Below are 18,788 nucleotides of genomic sequence, written 5' to 3'. Positions count from 1 at the left end.
TGCGAATGCGACTGAACAACGTCCGACTGGGTCTGCACACTGACCGACGGCACAGCGACGACCGGGGTGCCGAATTCGCACGAGGTGGGCACCCTCATCACTAATTTGCTGATCGCGACGGGTCAGATCGATCAGACCCTGCCACGGCGGACGTGAACGAGACCTTGGACTTGGCTACGCGATGACGACCCGTGCAGTGGCCGTTCTTTGAGGAAGTGGGAGCGGCATCAACGACGTGTTCAGCAGCTCGGTCGAGGTCCGCATCTCACCGTGACCGGTGCCTCTGCGAGGGGCAGCTAGTGCTCCGGTAGGCCGTCCAACCGGACGCAGCACGCCCCGGGACGCGGCGCGAGCCGGGGCAGCAGGTCGGTACGTCCCGCACCGTCGATCATGCCGGCGAGGAAGGCGTGGTTGAGCCCGCACACCAGGGCGGTCTGCCGGGTGGCGAGGGCGTGGAACGGGCAGTTGCGCAGCAGCACATGGTCGCCGAGCGTCTCGGGTTCGAAGCCGAGTCCGGCGAGCGCGGGGATGAGGTCCTCGCCGGCGTCGCGCACCCGTGCGCCGATGTCCCGGCCGCGTTGCCGGGCATGCCGCCGTGCCGCCTCGGGGGCGTCGTGCGGGTCGTCGGCGACCGCGTCGGCGAGGATCTCGGCGATGAGCTCGTAGCGCCGCTCGGGAACGGTGATCGCCACGCCGTCGCCGGCCGCCTCGTAGACCTTCGGCGTCCGGCCGCGGCCCCGGGGCTGGTCGGCCGGCGTCTGGTAGTGGGCCCGTAGCAGGCCGGACTCGACGAGCTTGTCGAGGTGGAACGCGGTGAGGTTGCGGGACATGCCGTGCGCCTCGGCCGCCTCCTCCCGGGTGACGGGGTGATCGGCCCGGCAGACGTAGTCGTAGAGCGCCCGTCGGGACCGGTCGACGAGCGCGGCCATCGCGCTCCAGCGCTCCCCCGTGCTCATGCCGAAAGGTTATCACCAACGATGGCTATTGAAATTCTCGACGCAGTGGGGCAGCATGATCGCTATCACCAATCAGCGTTGGTGAAAATCACCTGGGGGTTCCCGTGCGACCCATGGATCAGGCCAAGCATCCGGTGAGCAACCTGGCCGGTCGCTACGGCCACCCACTTCATCCCGCGCTGGTGGCGGTGCCGATCGGCGCCTGGGTGGCCAGCTTCGCCTTCGACCTCGCCTCCCGGTTCGCATCCGGACCGCAGGGCCTGGCCGACGGCGCACGGTGGCTCATCGGGCTGGGCGTCGTCGGCGCGCTCGCTGCCGCGCTCGCCGGCTTCCTGGACCTGTTCGCCATCCCCACCGGCACCCGGGTCTTCCGCACCGCGCTCGTCCACATGGCGATCAACCTCGCGGTCACCGGCGCGTACGCGGTCAACTTCGCCCTGCGGGGCGGCGGCCCGCCGGGTCCGGTGGCCACGGGACCGCTGGCGCTCTCGGCGATCAGCCTCGCCGGGCTGACCGTCGCCGGTTACCTCGGGGGCGAACTGGCCTACCGGTACGGCGTGCGCGTCGCCGACGAGACCACCCAGGCGCAGGGCTACAACAGCACAGACAAGGAGAACTCCTGATGGCCATCGCCGCACTCGTCACCTGGCTGATCACCGCCGTCGGTGGCTTCGTCATGCTCGGCACCTGGATCAGCCACGGAGGCCACCGACCGGGAAGCGGCAGCCGTTTGGCGCCGGGCCTGGTGTTCGGCCACTTCACCCTGGCCGTGATCGGGCTGGTGCTGTGGATCGCCTACCTGGCCGTCGACAACGACGTGCTCGCGTGGGTCGCGTTCGGGGCACTCCTGCCGGTGGCGCTGCTCGGGTTCACGATGCTGGCCCGCTGGATTCCCGCGCGCCGGTCCGGGACCGCCGAGTCCCGGTTCCCCGTGCCGGTGGTGATCGGCCACGGCCTGTTCGCCGCCGCAACGCTCGTGCTGGCCGCGCTCGCGGCCCTCGGTGTGGGAGGTCGCTGAGGTGAGTGTCACCGCCCTGCGGGTGCAGCACCAGCGTCCCCGCCGCGACCCGGCCGCCGCCGAGCGGGCGGCGGCGGAGTTCCTGGCCGCGCTCGGCGTCGACCTCTCCGCCGACGGGCTCGCCGACACCCCGGGCCGGATGGCCCGCGCCTACGCCGAGCTGCTCACCCCGCGCGAGTTCCAGCTGACCACCTTCGACAACGACGAAGGCTACGACGAGCTGGTGCTGGCCCGGGCCATCCCGATCCGGTCGGTCTGCGAACACCACCTGCTGCCGTTCGTCGGCGTCGCGCACATCGGCTACCTGCCCGGCGAACGCATTCTGGGACTGTCCAAACTGGCCCGGGTGGTCGAGCTGTTCGCCCACGGCCCGCAGGTCCAGGAACGCCTGACCAAACAGATCGCCGACTGGCTGACCAGCCAACTACGCCCGCGCGGGGTCGGCGTGGTCATCGAAGCCGAACACCTGTGCATGACGCTGCGCGGCGTCCGGGCCGTGGGCAGCAGCACCATCACCTCCACCCTGCTCGGCGCCCTGCGCGACGACCACCGCTCGCGCGCCGAGTTCTTCACCCTGACCGGGGTCGGCACCCGCTGATCGACGCACCTCGAAAGGAGCTGGACCGATGTCGAAGAACGGCACGTTCGTGATCGTGGGAGCCGGGCTCGCCGGCGCGCGAGCCGCGCAGATGCTGCGGGAGGAGGGCTTCGACGGCGGGATCGTCGTGCTCGGCGACGAGCCAGAGCGACCGTACGAGCGGCCACCACTGTCCAAGGGTCTGCTGACCGGCGGCGCCGAACCCGACAGCGTGTACGTGCACGACGTCGGGTGGTACGCAGAGCACGACGTCGACCTGCGCACCGCCGCCCGCGCCGTCGCCGTCGATCGCTCCGACGGGGAGGTCCAACTCGCCGACGGCCAGCGGATCCGCTACGACAAGCTGCTGCTGGCCACCGGCGCCAGACCCCGCGACCTCGCGGCACCCGGCGTCCACCTGGACGGGGTGCTGCGGCTGCGCACCCTCGCCGACAGCCGTCGAATCGCCGGGGCGCTGGTCGACGGCGCGCACATCGTGATCGTCGGAGCGGGGTGGATCGGCCTGGAGGTCGCCGCCGCCGCCCGGCAGCGCGGCGCCACCGTCGACATCGTCGAAACGGCCGCGCTGCCGTTGCGCCGGGTGCTCGGCGACGAGATCGCCCGGGTGTTCGCCAACCTGCACCGGGACCACGGCGTCACCTTCCACTTCGACGCCGAGGTCCGCGAGATCCGCGGCACCGGTCGAGTCTCCTCGGTCCTGCTGGCCGACGGAACCGAGGTGCCCGCCGACGCCGTGGTGGTCGCCGTGGGCGTACGGCCGAACACCGAACTGGCGGCAGCGGCGGGCCTCGCCGTCGAGAACGGAATCGTCGTCGACGCGTCCCTGCGCACCGCCGACCCGGAGATCTACGCCGCCGGTGACGTCGCCAACGCCTACCACCCCGTGCTGCGCCGGCGCCTGCGCGTCGAGCACTGGGCCAACGCACTCCACGGCGGCGCCGCGGTGGCCCGCGCCATGCTGGGGCAGCCCGTCAGCTACGACGACCTGCCCTACTTCTACACCGACCAGTACGACCTGGGCATGGAGTACGTCGGACACGCCCCGCCCGGGGCGGTCGACCGGGTCGTCGTCCGGGGCGACGTCGCCAAGCGCGAGTTCGTCGCCTTCTGGACCGCCGGCGGGCGGGTGCTCGCCGGCATGAACGTCAACGTGTGGGACGTCGTCCCGTCGATCCGGCGGCTCGTCGCGGCAGCCCAACCGGTCGACCTCGACCGACTGGCCGACCCCGCCGTGCCGCTCGACGAGCTGCCACCGCCGGTGTCGGCACCCGGGGCTCAGATCGGATAGCCGACGTCACGCCTTGCGGAGCCGGCCGACACCCACCGGTGCCGGCCGGTTCCGACGTGACCGCCCACCTCGGGCGGCGATCCGATCAGTTGGTGCGCCCGGCAGTTCGCCCCACCACCGGCCAGCGTGAATTGCTGGACTGCGCTCGCTGCCGACCGGCATGAACCTCACCATGCGGCGCTGGAACGGAAGCTCTCCGCGGCCTCGGCCAGGAGGGTCTCGATCTCCTCAGCGTCGCCGTCATCGCCGGTCGCTTCGCGATGGACGATCAGGCTGTGGGCCAGGGCCAGGCCGAACCCGCGTTCGCGCAGGATGTCGGCGGACTCCAGGGCCAGCCGCGCCGCGCCCGCCCGGTCGCCGGCGCCGGCGGCGATCGCGGCCTGGACACCGAGTGTCATCCCCTCGAAGCCCCGGTAGCCGGCCTCGCGGGCCAGCTCCAGCGCCTGCGTCGCCCAGGCACCGGCCAGATCGAGCTCGCAGCGGCGCAGGTGGCCGTGGGCCAGACCGATGAGCGCCTCCACGTAGGGCTGAGCCGAGGTGGCCACAAGGGACAGTCGCAAGGCCCGATGCAGGTAGGTCATCGACAGCCGGTGCTGCCCCATCACGCGGCGGACGGTGGCGAGGCCGCACAGCAGCAACGCCTGCGCGTGCGGATCGGTGAGGCCGCGCAGGGCCCGCAGACCGCTCACCGCGATCCGGCGGGCGATGGTCGCGTCGCCCTGGAAGACGCGCACGACCGCCAGGTATCCGGACGCGGCAGCCTGCCCCTCCACATCACCGAGCCGCTCGTAGAGATCGATGGCCCCGGTCAGCCGCTCCCCGGCCGAGCCGAGCCGGCCCCGCTCAAGTTCGAGATGACCGAGGTTGATCAACACCGAGGCGATCCCCCGGCGGGCGTGGTTAGCGGTTTGCAGCGCCAGCGCCCGTTCCAGATCGGGTTCGGCCAGGTCGAGCCGGCCGGTCAGCATCCGCACGGTACCGAGGTTGTTGAGCGCGATCCCCGCCCCGGACGCGTCAGCGGCCGCCCGCTGCCGGTTTCGTACGTGCATCAGTTGTCGTTCGGCGGCCCGGATGTGCCCGATGCGGGAGTGCTGGACGGCGAGGATCGACCGGGCCGACGTCTCGCACCGCAGCCAGCCAGCCTGGCGGCTGGACCGCACCCCCCACCGCGCGTTGGCCATGGCCTCGGCCGGCTCGCCAAGGAACAGATGGGCCAGGGCGAGACTCGTGCGCAGCAACGCCCGGACCCGCAGGACGTTGCCGGCTCGGGCACGGTGAGCGCGGAGGGCGGCGAGCCCGGCCCGGGTGACGGCGAACCAACCGTCCATGTCCCGATGAGACATGAACCGCACCCGCAGCGCGGCGGCCAGCCGCCAAGCCATGTCGGGCACGCCACGGTCGCTGGCAAGCAGAGCAGCGGCCCGCAGGTGCTCATACTCCTGGTCGAGCCAGGCGATCGCGTCATCGGGATCGCCGAACACCTCTCCGCCGTGGTTCTCCACCTGGATCAACTGCGGGGACAGGAGCCGCCCAGCGGCCAGTAGCCGGCGCAGGTAGTAGCCGTATGCGCAGCGCACCGCGGCCTCGCGCTGGGCCCGGGGAGCCGTTCGCACGACCAGGTCGGCCGCGTATTCGTGCACGAGGTCGTGCACGAATACCCGGCGCCCGACGACGGTGAGCAGGTGCGCGTCGGCCAGACCCAGCACGAAAGGCTCGGCCACGCTGGCCGGGACGCCGAGCAGCGCCGCCGCCACCGACCGGTCGAACTCGGTCATGGGCAGCAGCCCGATCAGCGCGAACAGCCGCTGTGCCACGGGTTCGAGCCGACTGTGGGAGTGACGGAACGCGGTGGCCAGCGCGCTGCCCGGGTCGCCGCGCGTCTCGAGGTGGGTCAGGCGGCTGCCGTCGGCCAGCTGGCAGGCCCGGGTCGCGATCGGGTCAGCGACGCCGCTCGGCAGGTCGGCGGCGGCGATGCGGACCGCCAGCGGGAGGTAGCCCACGATCCGGGCCAGGTCGCGGGCCGCGGCGGGCTCGGCCGCGAGCACGTCGGGGCCGACGACCCGACCGATCAGGTCGACCGCATCGGGCTCGTCGAGCACGTCGACGTCAACGGTGCCCGCCCCGTCTCGCACGACCAGGCCGAGCAGGCGGTCCCTGCTGGTGACGACCACCCGCGCGTGTCGGCCGCCCGGCAGCAGCGGTCGCACCTGGTCGGCGTCCCGGGCGTCGTCGAGCACCACAAGCAGCCGCAGGTCAGCGGTCATCGACCGGAACAGCGCAGCCGCCTGCTCCTCGTCGGATGGCACCTGGTCGGCCGGGATGCCGAGGCTGCCCAGCAGATGCCCAAGGGCGGCGGTCACCGTCAGCGCCGGCTGCGGCCCGAACCCCCGCAGGTTGACGAAGATCTGACCGTCCGGGAACGCCGATGCCGCGGCATGGGCCCACCGCACGGCGAGCACCGTCTTGCCGGCACCCGCCATTCCCGACACGACGACGACTCCGCTGTCCTCGGCCAGCAGGGCCTTGTCGAGCAGGACCAGCTCGGACCGCCGGCCCACGAAGTGTCGCGCCAGCGTCGGAAGCTGCCTCGGAAGCGGTGCGGCTCGCGTGCCCGACGAGGCCACGAGCCCACCTGGGCTCGCCTCGACCGCGACGTCAGCCCCGACCGTGGGCCCCGCACCGCGCGGCTCGTAGCCGTTCGCGGCGACATGGCGGTCGAATCCGCGTAGCCAGCGTTCGGCGTCGGTCGGGTTGAGGCAGGCGCGCAGATAGGCGGCGACAACCTCGCGGCGGGGCAGGCCCGGCCCGCGCAGCGCGCTCGCGAGGGTGCTGCGGGGCAGGACGTCGCCGACCGCGGTGGCACGGCTCTCCAGCTCGCGGTAGGTCAGCTGGGACTCCTGCTTGAGCCGGCGCAACTGCAGGAGCAACCGTTCGACGCCCGTCATGTCGATTGCGACGTCATCGTCTGACATCTGCCGCCCCCCGCGTTAGGCGTGCGGGCGTGACCGTCCCGCATGGCTCGGCGGGACGACACTGTCCTGTCCGGACTTGTGTCCGAGACTACCGAAGCATTCCTGTTGGCACACAATGGCTTGCCCGGGACAGGAGCCAGCGCTGACACTCATCCGCGATCGGTAGTTCGCTGAATGATGAAGGCCTGCACGACATCGCGACGACACGGGACGAGGAGATGAACAGTCAGTCCATCCGGTTGAAGCGGCGGGCGGCAACCACGAGTGCGAGCAGGCCCAACAGCAGCATGACGGCGAGTTCGAGAGCGACAGGCGGTTGCCAGCCACCCCAGGTCGGGCCGCTCGCCGCAGGACCGATGCCCTCCACAGAGGCCATTCGGCGGACCGCGTCGACCGCGTAGGTCAGCGGGTTGGCCAGAATGACCGGCGTCAGCCACCCGGGCAGGGCACCGACCGGAAACAGCGCGCCGGAAAGCATCACCAGCGGCAGGGTCACCAGGCCGAGCATCGCCTGGAAGGTCTCGACCCGGCGGACGAGCACGGCGGCGAGCGCGCCGAGCATCGTCAGGGAGAAGGCGACCAGCCACAACGCGCCGAAGAGCAGCAGGAGCAGGCCCGGGTCAGCGGGGAGCCCCACCAGCGGTCCGAGGATCAGCAGCAGTGCGGCCTGGAGCGCCGCGGCGCTCGCGCCGCCCATACACCGGCCGACGAGCAGTGTGTCGCGGCGCACGGGCGCCACCAGGGTCGCGCGCAGCAGCCCCGCCTCCCGGTCGCGGACGATGGCACCGCCGGCACGCAGTGCCGGCATCTGCACAGCCATGATCAAGATTCCGGGGAACAGGTACGCCACGTAGCTGCCCGGGCCCGCTCCTCCGGCGCCCGTGGCCGGGGTGTCGAGCATGGTGTCAAGCCCGGGCCCGAGCAGGAAGAGAAACAGCAGCGGGCTCAGCAGGGCCATCACCACCTGCGCCCGGCTGCGCATGAGCCGCAGCATCTCCCGCTGCCACAGGGCCCAGACCGCCCGGAGCTCGCGCGTGAGCGACCCGCCCGTGGGCACGGCGCCATCGCCCGGCGGGATCGTGCTGCTTCTCGTGACAGTCTGCGGTCTCATGCGGATTGATCACCGTCCTTGGCCGCGCGACCGGTGTAGTGGAGGAAAACGTCGTCGAGCGTCGGCGGCGAGACCTGCACCGCGTTGATGGGCGTGTCGAGCACCGCGCACAGCCGGGGTACGAGGGCCGCGCCGTTCTCGGTGACCACCCGGACGCCCTGCGCGTCCACCGTCGCGTCGCACGCGAAGTCCCGCCGGATCCGCATCGCCGCCCGGGCGTCGTCCGCGGTGTTCAGCCGCACGACGTCGGCGCCTACCGTCGCCTTGAGCTCTGCAGGTGTGCCCCGCACGACCGCGCGGCCCCGGTCGAGCACCAGAATCCGGTCACAGCGTTCGGCTTCCTCCAGATGATGCGTGGTCAGGAAGACGGTGAGCGCGCGATCGCGGCGAAGCGCGTGGAGGTGATCCCAGACGCCGGCCCGGCTGTGCGGGTCGAGGCCGGCGGTCGGTTCGTCGAGGAACAGCACCGCCGGCTCGTGCAGCAGACCCCGGGCGATCTCGAGACGCCTGCGCATGCCGCCGGAGAGGGTCCTGGCGAGCCGGTCGCGCCGGTCCGCCAGACCGAAGAGGTCGAGGAGGTGCCGGGCCCGGGCGGGAAACGTACGGCGGGGCAGGCCGTAGAGGTGGGCGTGGAGCCGGAGGTTCTCCATGAGGGTGAGATCGCCGTCGGTGGTGCTCTCCTGCAGGATCAGGCCGATGCGCCGGCGTACATCGGTGGACGACCGCACGACGTCGAACCCGGCGACGCTGGCGTGGCCGCGGTCCGGGCGGGTCAGGGTGCAGAGCATGGCGATCGTCGTCGACTTGCCGGCGCCGTTGGGGCCGAGGAAGCCGAACATCTCGCCCGCCGCGACCCTGAGGTCGAGGCCGTCGACCGCGGCGACGCCGCCGTATGCCTTGCGCAGCGACTCGGCGACGATGGCGCTCACGCCGTCACCTCCCGCCGGTCGGCCCGGCCGACCTGGGTCACCGGGCGCTGCCTGACGAAGCCGGGCATCGGGCCGTCGGCGTTGCGGCCCTTCTCCAGCACCGCGATGTTGTGGTAAAAGTGCGCGCCGACCAGCATGCTGTCGAACCGAGTCGGCCTGGAACTCCCCGCGCCGTCGTGCTCCTCATAATTGAGGCCGTCGAGCAACTGCTTGAGAAAACCCATGCTCGTGCTGGCGTCGTGGAGGTTCGTCGCGTTGCCGCCGTAGGAGGGCCAGTAGGAGGTCTGGAGATCCTCGATCACGTAAAGGCCGCCGGGGCGAAGGGCGGGGAACAACGCGTGGAAGGCGAGGATCACGTCGGCGCAGGCGTGGCTGCCGTCGTCGATGACGATGTCGAGCGGGCCGAGCCTCCCCGCCAGGCCGCCGACAAAGTCCGGATCGGAAAGGTCGCCCTGGATGGGAAACACGCGTTGTTCGGCAGCGGCGCTCTTGTCGAACATGTCGACGCCGTAGACCAGCGCCCGCGGGAAGTACCGCTTCCACATCCGCAGCGAACCACCGCCACTGCCCGGATGGGCGTATCCGCCGATGCCCAACTCCACAATGGTCAGTTCCTGCTCGCGTAGCGGGGCGAAGTGTCGTTCGTAGATCGGAGTGTAGAAGTGCGGACCCCACTTGTCGGAGCCGTTGACCAGGGCCAGCTCGTCGAGCCGTGCGGGTTCGCCGGCGGCGCCGCGCAGCAACCGCTGCACCACGGGAGCGGCGGCGACGCCGACCATGAACTCCCGCGGGTCGTCGACATCACCCCAGTCGATCCGTCGGCACAGCGCGTGGGGAGCCATCGGCCCACCGAACACCGCCCTGGCCAACGCGACGAGCTCCAGTTCGACCAGCACCGGTCGGGCGGCGTCGGGGCCGGCGTCACCGTGGCGCACTCGTCCTTCTTTGAAGGACACCGAGTGCGCCAGGGTACGACCGTCGAAGTCCAGATCGAACCTGACCGTAACCGGCCCCGGCAGCGGGCCGACCTCGCCGAGGTCCGCCCGGCTGACCATCTCGTCGACCAGGGTCGCCGCGACGCGGGCCGGTCCCAGCCGGGAGATGGCCTCCGCGACCGCGTCGTCGCCGGCAGCCGCGGAGCGGATCAGCACGCGAAGTTCTGTTGCCTCGCGGAGCGTACTCATGCTGCCTCTCCTGTTCTTCGATGGCGCGGACCGTAGGTGGCTTCCAGGACCTCGACCGCAGCGGCGGCCCCGCCCTCGCCGCGCAGGTTTCGGCCCAGCGCCTGGGCGGCGCGGGTAAGGCCGGGATCGGTGAGGCAGGCTCGTACGGCGGTGCAGAGCGCGGTGGTGCTCAGGTCGCGCTGCCAGATCGGCGGTGGCGCGACACCCCGGGCGTGCAGGTGCGCCGCCCAACTCATCTGCTCCACGTGGAACGGCAGCGCGACCTGCGGCAGGCCCGCGGCGAGTGCGTGGTGCGTGGTGCCGAGACCACCCGCGTGGACAGCTGCGCGGACCCGGGGGAACAGCCAGTCATACGGCACGTCGTCGACGACCAGGACATCATCGGTCTCGGGTGGATTGTCGATCGCGATGCCGCCGGCACCGGCCACGACCACCGCACGCACCCCCGCGCGGCGAGCGGCCTCGACGACCATCCGGCCGGTCCGTTGCGGGTCGGTGCCCACCAGGCTGCCCAGGCCGAAGAAGACCGGCGCTGCGCCCTGGTCCAGGAATCGCACCAGACTCGGCGAGGGCGCCGCCGAATCGGTCGGCAGGAACCAGTAACCGGTGCTGTGGACCCATGGCGGCCAGTCGGGCGCCGACTCGACCAGGTGCCGGCTGAAGGCATGCAGGACCGGGACCGGGCGGTTGTCGACCTGATGGAACCGGTCGTGCATGCCCGCCCGGGGCGGCAATCCCAGGTCCTGCTTCCGCCACCGCTCGACGCACCCCCTCGTGGAGGCGGGCTCGCCCCGAAGCCGTGCCCGCACATGGCTGCGCAGGTTCTCGCGGCTGGGCCCGTCATGGCCCCGTCCGGGCGCCGCGGTGCCCAGCGCCTCGACGGTCGGGTAGTAGGCCGAGGTCACACCGTGCGGGTTGAGCAGGCCGAGCACGCTGGGCACCCCGAATTTCTCGGCGATGTGGTGCCCGTGGTCGGCTCGGTGCACGACCAGATCGGCGTCCGCGGCGGCCTCCAGAAGACCGGTGAGGTGGGCGGGGAACAGCCGATCGCGGATCTCCAGAGCCAGGGCGGGGTTGGGCCCCGTCGCCCTGCCATCCTCGATCTGCCTGCGCATCCGGGGGTCGTGGATGAGGTTGAGGAGCCCAGCGTCGCGGGCGACGAACTCCACGTCGTGCCGGGCGGCGAGACCCGCGTAGGTCGAGGGTGCGGCGAGGATCGCCTCGTGGCCGGCGGCATTGAGCGCACAGGCGAGAGCGACGTAGGGCTCGGTGTCGCCCCTGCTTCCGTAGGTGCACAACATGACCCTCATGACACGTCCCGCCCGACCGGCGGCACCACCATCATCACCTGGAAATAGTCGATGTCGGAGCCGGGCTCGCCGACCGGCCGGCCGTCGACGGCGACCCAGGCGTGCGCCTGGAACGGATCCGTCCGCACGCCGGTGCACCACTGCGGCCAGGTGCCCCCCGCCCGGCACAGCAGCGCTGTGGCGATCGCCCGTTGCAGGCACCATTGGCCCCGGCAGCGGGGGCTGACCGCGACGATCGCGTTGCGGGCGCGGGCGGCCTCCGCCTCGGTCGCCGGGCGTGCGCCGCGGCGGGCGAACTCCAGCACCTCCCGCAGCCGGCGAGGTGTGATCCGCGCCAGCACCCGGCCCAGTCCGGCGGCGACGACAGCGCCCGGCACGAGCGATAGTGGCGGCGTCGTCGGACGCTCGAGCATCACTCCGGCTGGCATGATTGCACCAGCCTCGCGTCGAGCAGCGCGCCCACCAGCGAATTCACGTCCGATTCGACGCGTTGCGCGCAGTCGGGGAACCGCTCGCGGAGGGCGGCCGCGACGCCGTCGGGCGTTCGGCCGTCGAGCAGCATCCGCACAGTCACCGCTCCGGTGCCGTTGAGCTGCCAGTAGCGGCCTGACCGCTGGTCGAGCAGCACAAGACCGTTGCTGGTTTCGGCTGCGGTCACTTCTGGAGCCAGTGCAAGACTCATCTCATTCTCCTCCTTAGGCTGCTCGGGCCACATCGCGTAGCCAGGCCTCGCAGGACAGGGTCCGTTCGAATGGGATCAATGGCTTTGAGTTCGGCAGGACGCCGAAGACGTCGGCGCGCAGCCGATCGGTGTCGATGAGGCCCATCCGGGCCAACTCGGCGTCGTCGAAGAGTGCGAGCAGATCGCAGCGGTGGCGGCGCAGGCCGGCGAACTGCTCGGCGCTGTAGTCGCCCTTGGTCCGCCGGTCGAGCAACCCGTCGGGAATGATGCCCCGCATCGCCTCGCCGAGCACCGGCTTGAACCGGCCGCTGACCATCCGATCGGCGAACCGCACCGACAGCGCCGCGTTCAGCACCTGGTCATCGAGGTACGGGTTCTCGAGCGTGACGCTGTCGCGCTCCGCGACCCGCGAGCTGCGCCGCGCGGCGGTTCCATTGAACTGGGTGATCCGGATCATCTCGTGCTGCGCGGGTGGGGTCGCCTCCGGTCGAGGTCGGCTCGCGGCCACCTCCCGGTAGAGGCGTCGCGCCACGTCCGCGGCGTCCGCGGTGATCCACGGCGGAAGGGTCGTGGCGATCTCCCAGTGCGCGTGCGTCATCTCACCGGGCGGCGCGGTCAGCCGCCGGCCGCTGCGCGCCAACCACCGGTGGTAGGGCACGCCGGAGAGCAGGAACCCCGTTGTCGTGGCGACCGACCAGCGACGCATCGCCTTGGTGGTCAGGATCTGCCGCGCCGCGGCGGTGGGATGGCGCCGGGCCAGGTCATGCAGGGTCAACGTGCTGGCGGAGAAGAGCTCGTCGCCGCCGATCCCCTGAAGGTGGCGTCGGGAGCCGTGGGCCCCGACATGTGCGGCGATGAAACTGGCCAGTGCCCGCGTGCGGACGAACGGAAACGGCCCTTCGACGTCATCATCGTCGGCGACCTCGTACCAGGAGGGCGCCTCTTCGCCCGGGATCACCAGATGTTTGCCCGGCAGCTGTTCCTCGCACCATCCCGCCCACCGCTCGTCCTCATTCGACTCGTCGAGTGGCGCGATGCGAAACGTCGTCGGGTCTGCCCCGCCGGCTGCGGCGATGAAGCAGAGGCTGGTCGAGTCCAGACCGCCGGAGAGATCAGCGCTGAACGACCCGCCACCGCCCGGGGCGCGCGCGGCAACGGCCGAAACCAATGCTGTCCGCACGGCTTGCGCGCCGTCGGCCAATGACAGCTGCGGCTCCGGCGGTGTCCACCATCGGCGGGTACGGGCGACCGGGTCATCGCCGTCCAGGACGAGGAAACGCCCGCCCGGCAACTGCTCGACGCCCTGCCAGACACATCGCTCACGCAACGGCCACGGCGGCCCGAACGGTGCAACGAGTTGGAGCACGACGGCTTCCTCGTCGATTCCGGCGCCGGTCAGGGCGGCGATCGTGTCGGCACGGTCAGCCGCGACCGCGACCCGGTCGACGGTTCCACTGAAGAGCTGGTAGCGGTTGGACAAGCTGCCCTGTGCCCGGGTGACCCCGCCGATCGATCCGATGAGGTGATAGCAGCCCGGCACACTCCTGGCGATGGCATCCAGGTCGGCCACGGTTCGGACAGCGTCGAGCCGCCGGGTGAGGCTCTCGCCGGTCTCGGCGGTCCGGCCGAGGAGCACCAGGGCCCGGTCACCGGCACGGGCCACGACAATGTCGTCGTGCTCCCAGTGGCCGGCGATCCACGGCCGTCCGGACGGATGTCGGATCGTCTGTCCTGCGCCGTGGCGCTGGGCCAGGGCCTGCGACGCCTCGTGGTCGGAAAGGATAATGAACCGCATGCCCACTCCCTTCGCAAGATTCGCGTGAGACGCATGACGCCGGGGTGGTCAGCCCTGGTGCAGTTGGCCGACCACCCCGGCGCGTTGATCCGGCTTCGACGTGCGTTAGTTGTCGAGCGTTAGTCGTTTACCGTAGGTCGGCGCGACTTACAGGTCCCACCAGCCGCCCCACAGGTCGGACCATTCGCCAGCGTTGGTGATGCGGGTGAGTTCGGTGAAGTCGCCGACCTCGACCAGCGCGGGGGGCTCGTAGCCCATCGTCTTCTCGTTCATGCTGTTCACCTCGTTGCAATCGGTGATCTGAGGCGATCCTTGTGACTGCCTCGCTGACATCCATCAGATATCCGTGGGTGATGGCCGGCAACCGCGCCATCCTGTCCAGGACAGCCCCGCAACGGGTCACCAGCGTCGGTGCGGCCGTCCCGGACAACGGCCCGGACAGGACTGTCCCGCACCGGGCTTGATGGAGACGGGACGAGGTCACCGGGGGCGTGCGGGCGCGGGCCGCGCGGGCCGCGGGGACCTGTCCCGCAGCAGCCCCCGCAGCCCGGCCTCGCGCGTGAGCCGCTCGACCGTGCACCTGGCCACCGCCACGCCGTGGCGGTTCAGCTCAAGCCACACCTTCCGGACGCCGTAGACGCGGTAGTCCGGGTACTTCCGTGGGGCCGCCATGGCGGCGCCGCCCTTGACGTCGACGTCAAGCCCGGCGAGACGACTACAACCACAACACGCCCAAAATACGTGAATCAGACGGCCTCTCAGAGGCGTCAGAATCAGAGCCCGTCAACGCGTCCGACGAGGTTGACCTTGATGCCAATGCGGTCGAACATCGCGGCCTTGGTGACGAGCGCCTTACCGGCGGTCTCGGCATCGGGGGCGTAGACGAGCTGGACGTGGTTTGCTTTATGGCGAGCCATGAACTGGTCGCGGCTGATGTCGTGCAGCACGACGTGCGCGATCGGCCACTCTGGGTTCGTGGCATGCTTGCGCCGCTGCGTCTCCTCGGCGGGCAGCTCGATCACGCTGCCCCTAAAGATGTCGGCCTGCAGGATCCCGTCGGCGATGAAGACACGCGAGAGCACGACCTCGCCGGGCTTCGATACGCCGTTGATGGTCGAACCTCCGGCCGGAAAGAACACCGGGCCCTGGCGCCAGCCCTCGGCCTTGTCCCACCCGCCCAGGTGCGAGCCAGGCACCGAACCGGAGATCTCGTATACCCACACGAACCGGCCGTCGTAGTCCTCGCCCCAGCGCACGTCGTGCAGCGTGTTGTCGGGGACGAGGCCCATCGCCGTCCACACCCGGTCGGTGGCGAGCGCGTCCACCGCGACGCCCTCGTCCGCTTCGTTGAAGTGCGGGAACGCACGGCCCGCGAACAGTTCCCGCGAACCGTCGCGCGAGAACACCGGCGGGCGCTCTGTCGAGTTCAGGATGCCCTCGGCGAGATCGGAGGCTGGTACGAGGTCCTTGAGCCCCTGCTGGTACTGGATTCCGACGGCATCGAGACCGAAATCGTCGGCGATACGCAGCGCCGCGATGTACATCTTCAGCTGCCACCGCACCTGCGCCTCGGTGAGCTCAGTGGCCTCGTCGGTGCCGAACCGGAAGGTCATGCCGTTGCCTGTCAGCCAGTCGCGGGCGGCGTCGGCCTCGGCGTCGGCCACCGTCAGCATCTCGGCGTACAGCGCCGACTGCGACAGGCGCTCCTTGTAGATGCCGAGCTTGTTGAGCAGTTCGTCGTCGAAGATCGCGTTGTACATGCCCATGCAGCCCTCGTCGAACACGCCGATGATGGCCTTGTCGGCGAGCAGTTGGTCGCCGAGGGCACGGCCGAGTTCAACCTCTGGCGTGTCCGGCAGGGCGGGAAGCGGCCGCACGTGCGAGTCGTCGTGGGTGATGCGCCCGGATTCGGTCCACTCCTTGAGCCCACGCCTGAACCAGTCGTCCGTGAAGTCGACCGACCAGATCGTGGAGTACTCCCTGCCCATCTTGGTCATGCCGGCGTTGAGCCCGAGGAGACCGACCAGGCCCGGCCAGGCCCCCGCGAAGTTCGCGACCGTGAGGATCGGGCCTTCGTGGGTGCGGAGCCCCGCGAGCACGTGGTGCGAGTACTGCCACACGGCCTCGGCGACGATGAGCGGGGCATCTGTCGGGATGTTCTTGAAGACCTCCAGCCCCATGCGCTGGCTCGAGATGAACCCGTGCCCCGTCTCAGGGTCGACCTCGTTGGCGCGCACGACGCTCCACCCGAGCTCCGCGAGAGCCGCCGTCACGTCGGCCTCCATTTGCGCCTGCGTTGGCCAGCCGGCCCTGTTGGCCGACTCGCGGAGGTCGCCGCTCGCGATGAGATAGGCGGTATTTGGTGCGCTGGCGGGCCGCTTTGTCTTCGCGGGCATCGTGTAGGTACTCATGCAGGGGTTCCTTCCGTGCGTTGCAGGGCGGCGAGGCTGTGCGCGACGTCCTTGCTGCCCCGATAGAGGTCGAGGTACAGGTCGAACAGGTGGTCGTAGAGCGCGGCGCGGTCCGCGTCCGGCTCGACGACCGTCTCGACGGGGTTCCAGTCTTCGATGCGGGGAGCCGCACCGTCCGGCGCGACCGCTCCCGCGGCGAGGAATGCGGCGCCATAGCTGGCGCCGATCGTGATCCGGGGTACCTCCTGGACGAGGCCCGTCACATCCGACACCACCCGCAGCCACAGCGATCCCTGGGTTCCGCCACCCACCGCGACGATGCGACGGATGTCGGCGCCGGCGGCCCGCATCGTCTCCACGTTGTGGCGTACACCCAGCGCGGTCGCCTCGAGCGCAGCCCGGTACAGGTCGCCACGGCCGTGCGTGACAGTCAGTCCCGCGATGACGCCACGCGCCGCCGGGTCGAGAATCGGCGTGCGCTCACCGGCGAAGTACGGGAGCATCAACAGGCCGCGGGCGCCCGGACCCGATTCCTCGGCCTCGGCGAGGAGCGTGGGGTAGTCGGCATCCGACAGCTGCTTCAGCCAGGCCGTCAGCGCACCCGAGGTCGCAAGACCTCCGGCGAGGTTGCGCGTACCCGGGAATGCGCCGACGGTCGTCCACATGGAGGGCGTGCGCAAGGTCGTGGTGCCGGTGGCGACGAGGAACATCGTCGTGCCATACATCAACATGAGGTCGCCCGGCCGGTGCGCCCCCACGCTCACCGCCTCGGTCCAGGCGTCGATCGTGCCGGTGATCACCGGCGTGCCCTCGGGGATGCCGGTGGCGCTGGCCGCGTCAGCGGTCACTGTCCCGGCGATCTCCTGGGCCCATCTCAGCGGCGGGGCCTCGATTCCCGGCGCGTACCGCTGCCACCACGCTTCGTGCCAACGCTCGGACTCGACGTCGTACAGCGGAGAGACCTGGCTGGCCGACTGGTGGTCGAGCAGGTACGACCCGGTGAGCTGAAAGGCAAGCCAGCTCGCGGGCATGAACAACCGCCGAGCGCGGCTGTATGCCTCGGGCTCCTCGTCGGCGATCCACGCAATCTTCGGCCCGCCGGCCTGGGTGGTCAGCGCGGATCCTCCGATGCGGGTGACCTCGTCAGCGCCGAGCTCGCGGGTGAGCCGTTCGATCTGAGCAGTCGCACGGGTGTCGACGCCGTAGAGGATGGCTGGCCGTACCGGCTCACCCTGCTCGTCGACGAGCAGCACGCACGGACCCATGCCGCTCACGCCCACGCCCACCACGGAGACGTCGTGCACAGACGCCTCGGCGACGAGGCGGCGGCTGAGTTCGACGAACTCTGCCCACCAGACATGCGCGTCCATCTCGACCCATCCGCTGTGTGGACGCTCGACGTCGTGCGCGATGGTGGCCGACGCGATGATCTGCCCGCGCTCGTCGACGAGGACGCCCTTGCTGCTCGATGTGCCGATGTCGACGCCGAGGGTGCAGCGCGTCACGACACCACCTCCGTCGCGTCACGCCCGAGCAGCGCGCGCTGCAGCTCGCCGCACAGCACCACGGTGCGGGCCGGATCGGTGTTCCCCTCGATGCGTTCCAGGAGCAATCGCGCCGCCGTGCCGCCCATATCCCGCGCCGGCAGCCGGACGACGGTGACGACATCGGGAGTGAGCGTGGTGAACGGTAGCGAACCGACGACGGCGACGCCGATGTCGGGAGGTGTCAGACGGCGTTCGGTGAGAACCTGCAGCGCTCCGACACCGAGGAGGTTGTTCGCCGCGACGATGGCATCAGGCCGCAGCCACGGGCTGTCGAGCAGCGAAGCGACAGTCTCCCGTCCACCCTCGACTCGAAAGCTGGAGTAGTGCAGCAGCCCGGTGAGATCGACATCGACGCGAGCGGTCATTGCGTCACGCCACCCCTCCGCGCGCTCGACCGCGGTCTCGACGTTGTCGGGACCGGTCATGCAGGCGATGCGGCGGTAGCCGGCATCGAGAAGCGCCTCCGTCGCGATTCGGCCCGCTGTCCGGTTGTCCATCACCACACTGTCCACGTCGTAGCCCGAGCGACGGTCGACCGCAACGACCGGCCGACCATCGGCGATAACGTCATCGAGATCGGGGTGGTCCGACGCGGCCGCGATGATGACCCCAGCCATGCTTCCGGCTATCGCGATGCGCAGGTAGGAGTTCTCCTTCTCGATGCGGGCGTCGGAGTTGCACAGCACGACCGAGTAACCGACCTCCTGCGCGACGTCCTCCACTCCGCGTGCCATCTCCGTGAAGTAGGGGTTTTCTATGTCAGGGATGATCAACGCGATCACCTCCGTGCTCTGCTTACGCAGGGTGCGCGCGGCGCGGTTGGGCGTGAACCGCAGCTTGCCAGCCGCCTCGCGAACCGCCTGCGCCTTCTCTTCTGAGACGGCAGCTCCATTGAAGACACGTGAGACGGTCGCCGGCGAGACTCCGGCAAGCTTCGCGACCTCATAGATGGTGGCCATCAGTGCCTCTCTGCCCGGAGTACGCCGG

General features: G+C 70.6%; 17 protein-coding genes and 1 pseudogene. 4 read left to right on the top strand and 14 right to left on the bottom strand.

All coding sequences use genetic code 11. The features are described from left to right. Positions 1–296 precede the first annotated feature (296 nt). Positions 297–956, bottom strand: coding sequence for a helix-turn-helix transcriptional regulator (locus tag OG811_RS24520; RefSeq protein ID WP_406069001.1), 660 nt, complete (start codon positions 954–956; stop codon positions 297–299). A 113-nt stretch (positions 957–1,069) separates the two neighbouring features. On the opposite strand from OG811_RS24520, the gene OG811_RS24515 reads away from it, so the two are divergent. Genes OG811_RS24515 through OG811_RS24500 form a run of 4 tightly spaced genes read left to right on the top strand, consistent with a single transcriptional unit; the run spans position 1,070 to position 3,860 of the window. After that, positions 1,070–1,579: a DUF2231 domain-containing protein gene (locus OG811_RS24515; RefSeq protein ID WP_406068999.1), complete on the top strand. Its 510-nt coding sequence runs from the start codon at positions 1,070–1,072 to the stop codon at positions 1,577–1,579. Then, positions 1,579–1,974 (top strand): hypothetical protein, encoded by a 396-nt coding sequence (locus tag OG811_RS24510; protein ID WP_406068997.1) that lies wholly within the window; start codon positions 1,579–1,581, stop codon positions 1,972–1,974. The genes OG811_RS24515 and OG811_RS24510 overlap by 1 nt, the downstream gene beginning before the upstream one ends. A 1-nt stretch (position 1,975) precedes the next feature. Next, positions 1,976–2,572, top strand: coding sequence for a GTP cyclohydrolase I FolE (gene folE, locus OG811_RS24505; protein WP_406068995.1), 597 nt, complete (start codon positions 1,976–1,978; stop codon positions 2,570–2,572). Between the two features lie 28 nt (positions 2,573–2,600). Beyond that, the gene (locus OG811_RS24500; RefSeq protein ID WP_406068994.1) at positions 2,601–3,860 is read left to right on the top strand and encodes an NAD(P)/FAD-dependent oxidoreductase; all 1,260 of its coding nucleotides are present in this window, start codon (positions 2,601–2,603) and stop codon (positions 3,858–3,860) included. A gap of 167 nt (positions 3,861–4,027) precedes the next feature. Here the strand turns inward: OG811_RS24500 and OG811_RS24495 are convergent, their stop codons facing one another. The 13 genes and pseudogenes from OG811_RS24495 to OG811_RS24435 form a co-directional block, all read right to left on the bottom strand. Then, entirely contained in the window at positions 4,028–6,832 is a 2,805-nt protein-coding gene (locus OG811_RS24495; RefSeq protein ID WP_406068993.1) for an ATP-binding protein, read from the bottom strand. A 226-nt stretch (positions 6,833–7,058) separates the two neighbouring features. Next, on the bottom strand, positions 7,059–7,943 hold the full coding sequence (locus tag OG811_RS24490) for an ABC transporter permease (protein ID WP_406068992.1): 885 nt from the start codon (positions 7,941–7,943) through the stop codon (positions 7,059–7,061). Continuing rightward, on the bottom strand, positions 7,940–8,872 hold the full coding sequence (locus OG811_RS24485) for an ATP-binding cassette domain-containing protein (RefSeq protein WP_406068990.1): 933 nt from the start codon (positions 8,870–8,872) through the stop codon (positions 7,940–7,942). Before OG811_RS24485 ends, OG811_RS24490 begins: the two co-directional genes overlap by 4 nt. Continuing rightward, a complete protein-coding gene (locus tag OG811_RS24480) occupies positions 8,869–10,056 on the bottom strand; it encodes a hypothetical protein (RefSeq protein ID WP_406068989.1) in 1,188 nt (395 codons plus the stop codon). The genes OG811_RS24485 and OG811_RS24480 overlap by 4 nt, the downstream gene beginning before the upstream one ends. Beyond that, positions 10,053–11,366, bottom strand: coding sequence for a glycosyltransferase (locus OG811_RS24475; RefSeq protein ID WP_406068987.1), 1,314 nt, complete (start codon positions 11,364–11,366; stop codon positions 10,053–10,055). Before OG811_RS24475 ends, OG811_RS24480 begins: the two co-directional genes overlap by 4 nt. Then, positions 11,363–11,794 carry a lasso peptide biosynthesis B2 protein gene (locus OG811_RS24470; protein WP_406068986.1) on the bottom strand — a complete coding sequence of 144 codons (432 nt, stop codon included), beginning with the start codon at positions 11,792–11,794 and terminating at the stop codon, positions 11,363–11,365. Before OG811_RS24470 ends, OG811_RS24475 begins: the two co-directional genes overlap by 4 nt. Further along, positions 11,779–12,048, bottom strand: coding sequence for a lasso peptide biosynthesis PqqD family chaperone (locus OG811_RS24465; protein WP_406068984.1), 270 nt, complete (start codon positions 12,046–12,048; stop codon positions 11,779–11,781). The genes OG811_RS24470 and OG811_RS24465 overlap by 16 nt, the downstream gene beginning before the upstream one ends. Positions 12,049–12,061: 13 nt before the next feature. Further along, on the bottom strand, positions 12,062–13,843 hold the full coding sequence (locus tag OG811_RS24460; protein WP_406068983.1) for an asparagine synthase-related protein: 1,782 nt from the start codon (positions 13,841–13,843) through the stop codon (positions 12,062–12,064). Between the two features lie 147 nt (positions 13,844–13,990). Beyond that, on the bottom strand, positions 13,991–14,116 hold the full coding sequence (locus OG811_RS24455) for a lasso RiPP family leader peptide-containing protein (protein WP_406068982.1): 126 nt from the start codon (positions 14,114–14,116) through the stop codon (positions 13,991–13,993). 240 nt (positions 14,117–14,356) lie between these two features. Beyond that, a pseudogene (locus OG811_RS24450) lies at positions 14,357–14,485 on the bottom strand (IS3 family transposase); the annotation flags it as partial. Positions 14,486–14,616: 131 nt separating this feature from the next. Further along, the gene (locus tag OG811_RS24445; RefSeq protein WP_406068980.1) at positions 14,617–16,254 is read right to left on the bottom strand and encodes a fucose isomerase; all 1,638 of its coding nucleotides are present in this window, start codon (positions 16,252–16,254) and stop codon (positions 14,617–14,619) included. Continuing rightward, positions 16,251–17,759, bottom strand: coding sequence for an FGGY-family carbohydrate kinase (locus OG811_RS24440; RefSeq protein ID WP_406068979.1), 1,509 nt, complete (start codon positions 17,757–17,759; stop codon positions 16,251–16,253). The genes OG811_RS24445 and OG811_RS24440 overlap by 4 nt, the downstream gene beginning before the upstream one ends. Further along, entirely contained in the window at positions 17,756–18,760 is a 1,005-nt protein-coding gene (locus OG811_RS24435) for a LacI family DNA-binding transcriptional regulator (protein WP_406068977.1), read from the bottom strand. The genes OG811_RS24440 and OG811_RS24435 overlap by 4 nt, the downstream gene beginning before the upstream one ends. Between the last annotated feature and the right edge of the window lie 28 nt (positions 18,761–18,788).

It is taken from the genome of Micromonospora sp. NBC_01638, from assembly GCF_045209745.1.
In the GTDB taxonomy this organism is placed as follows: Bacteria; Actinomycetota; Actinomycetes; order Mycobacteriales; family Micromonosporaceae; genus Micromonospora.
Note: the sequence above shows the minus strand (reverse complement) of the source record. Positions and strands in the feature narration are given on the sequence as shown.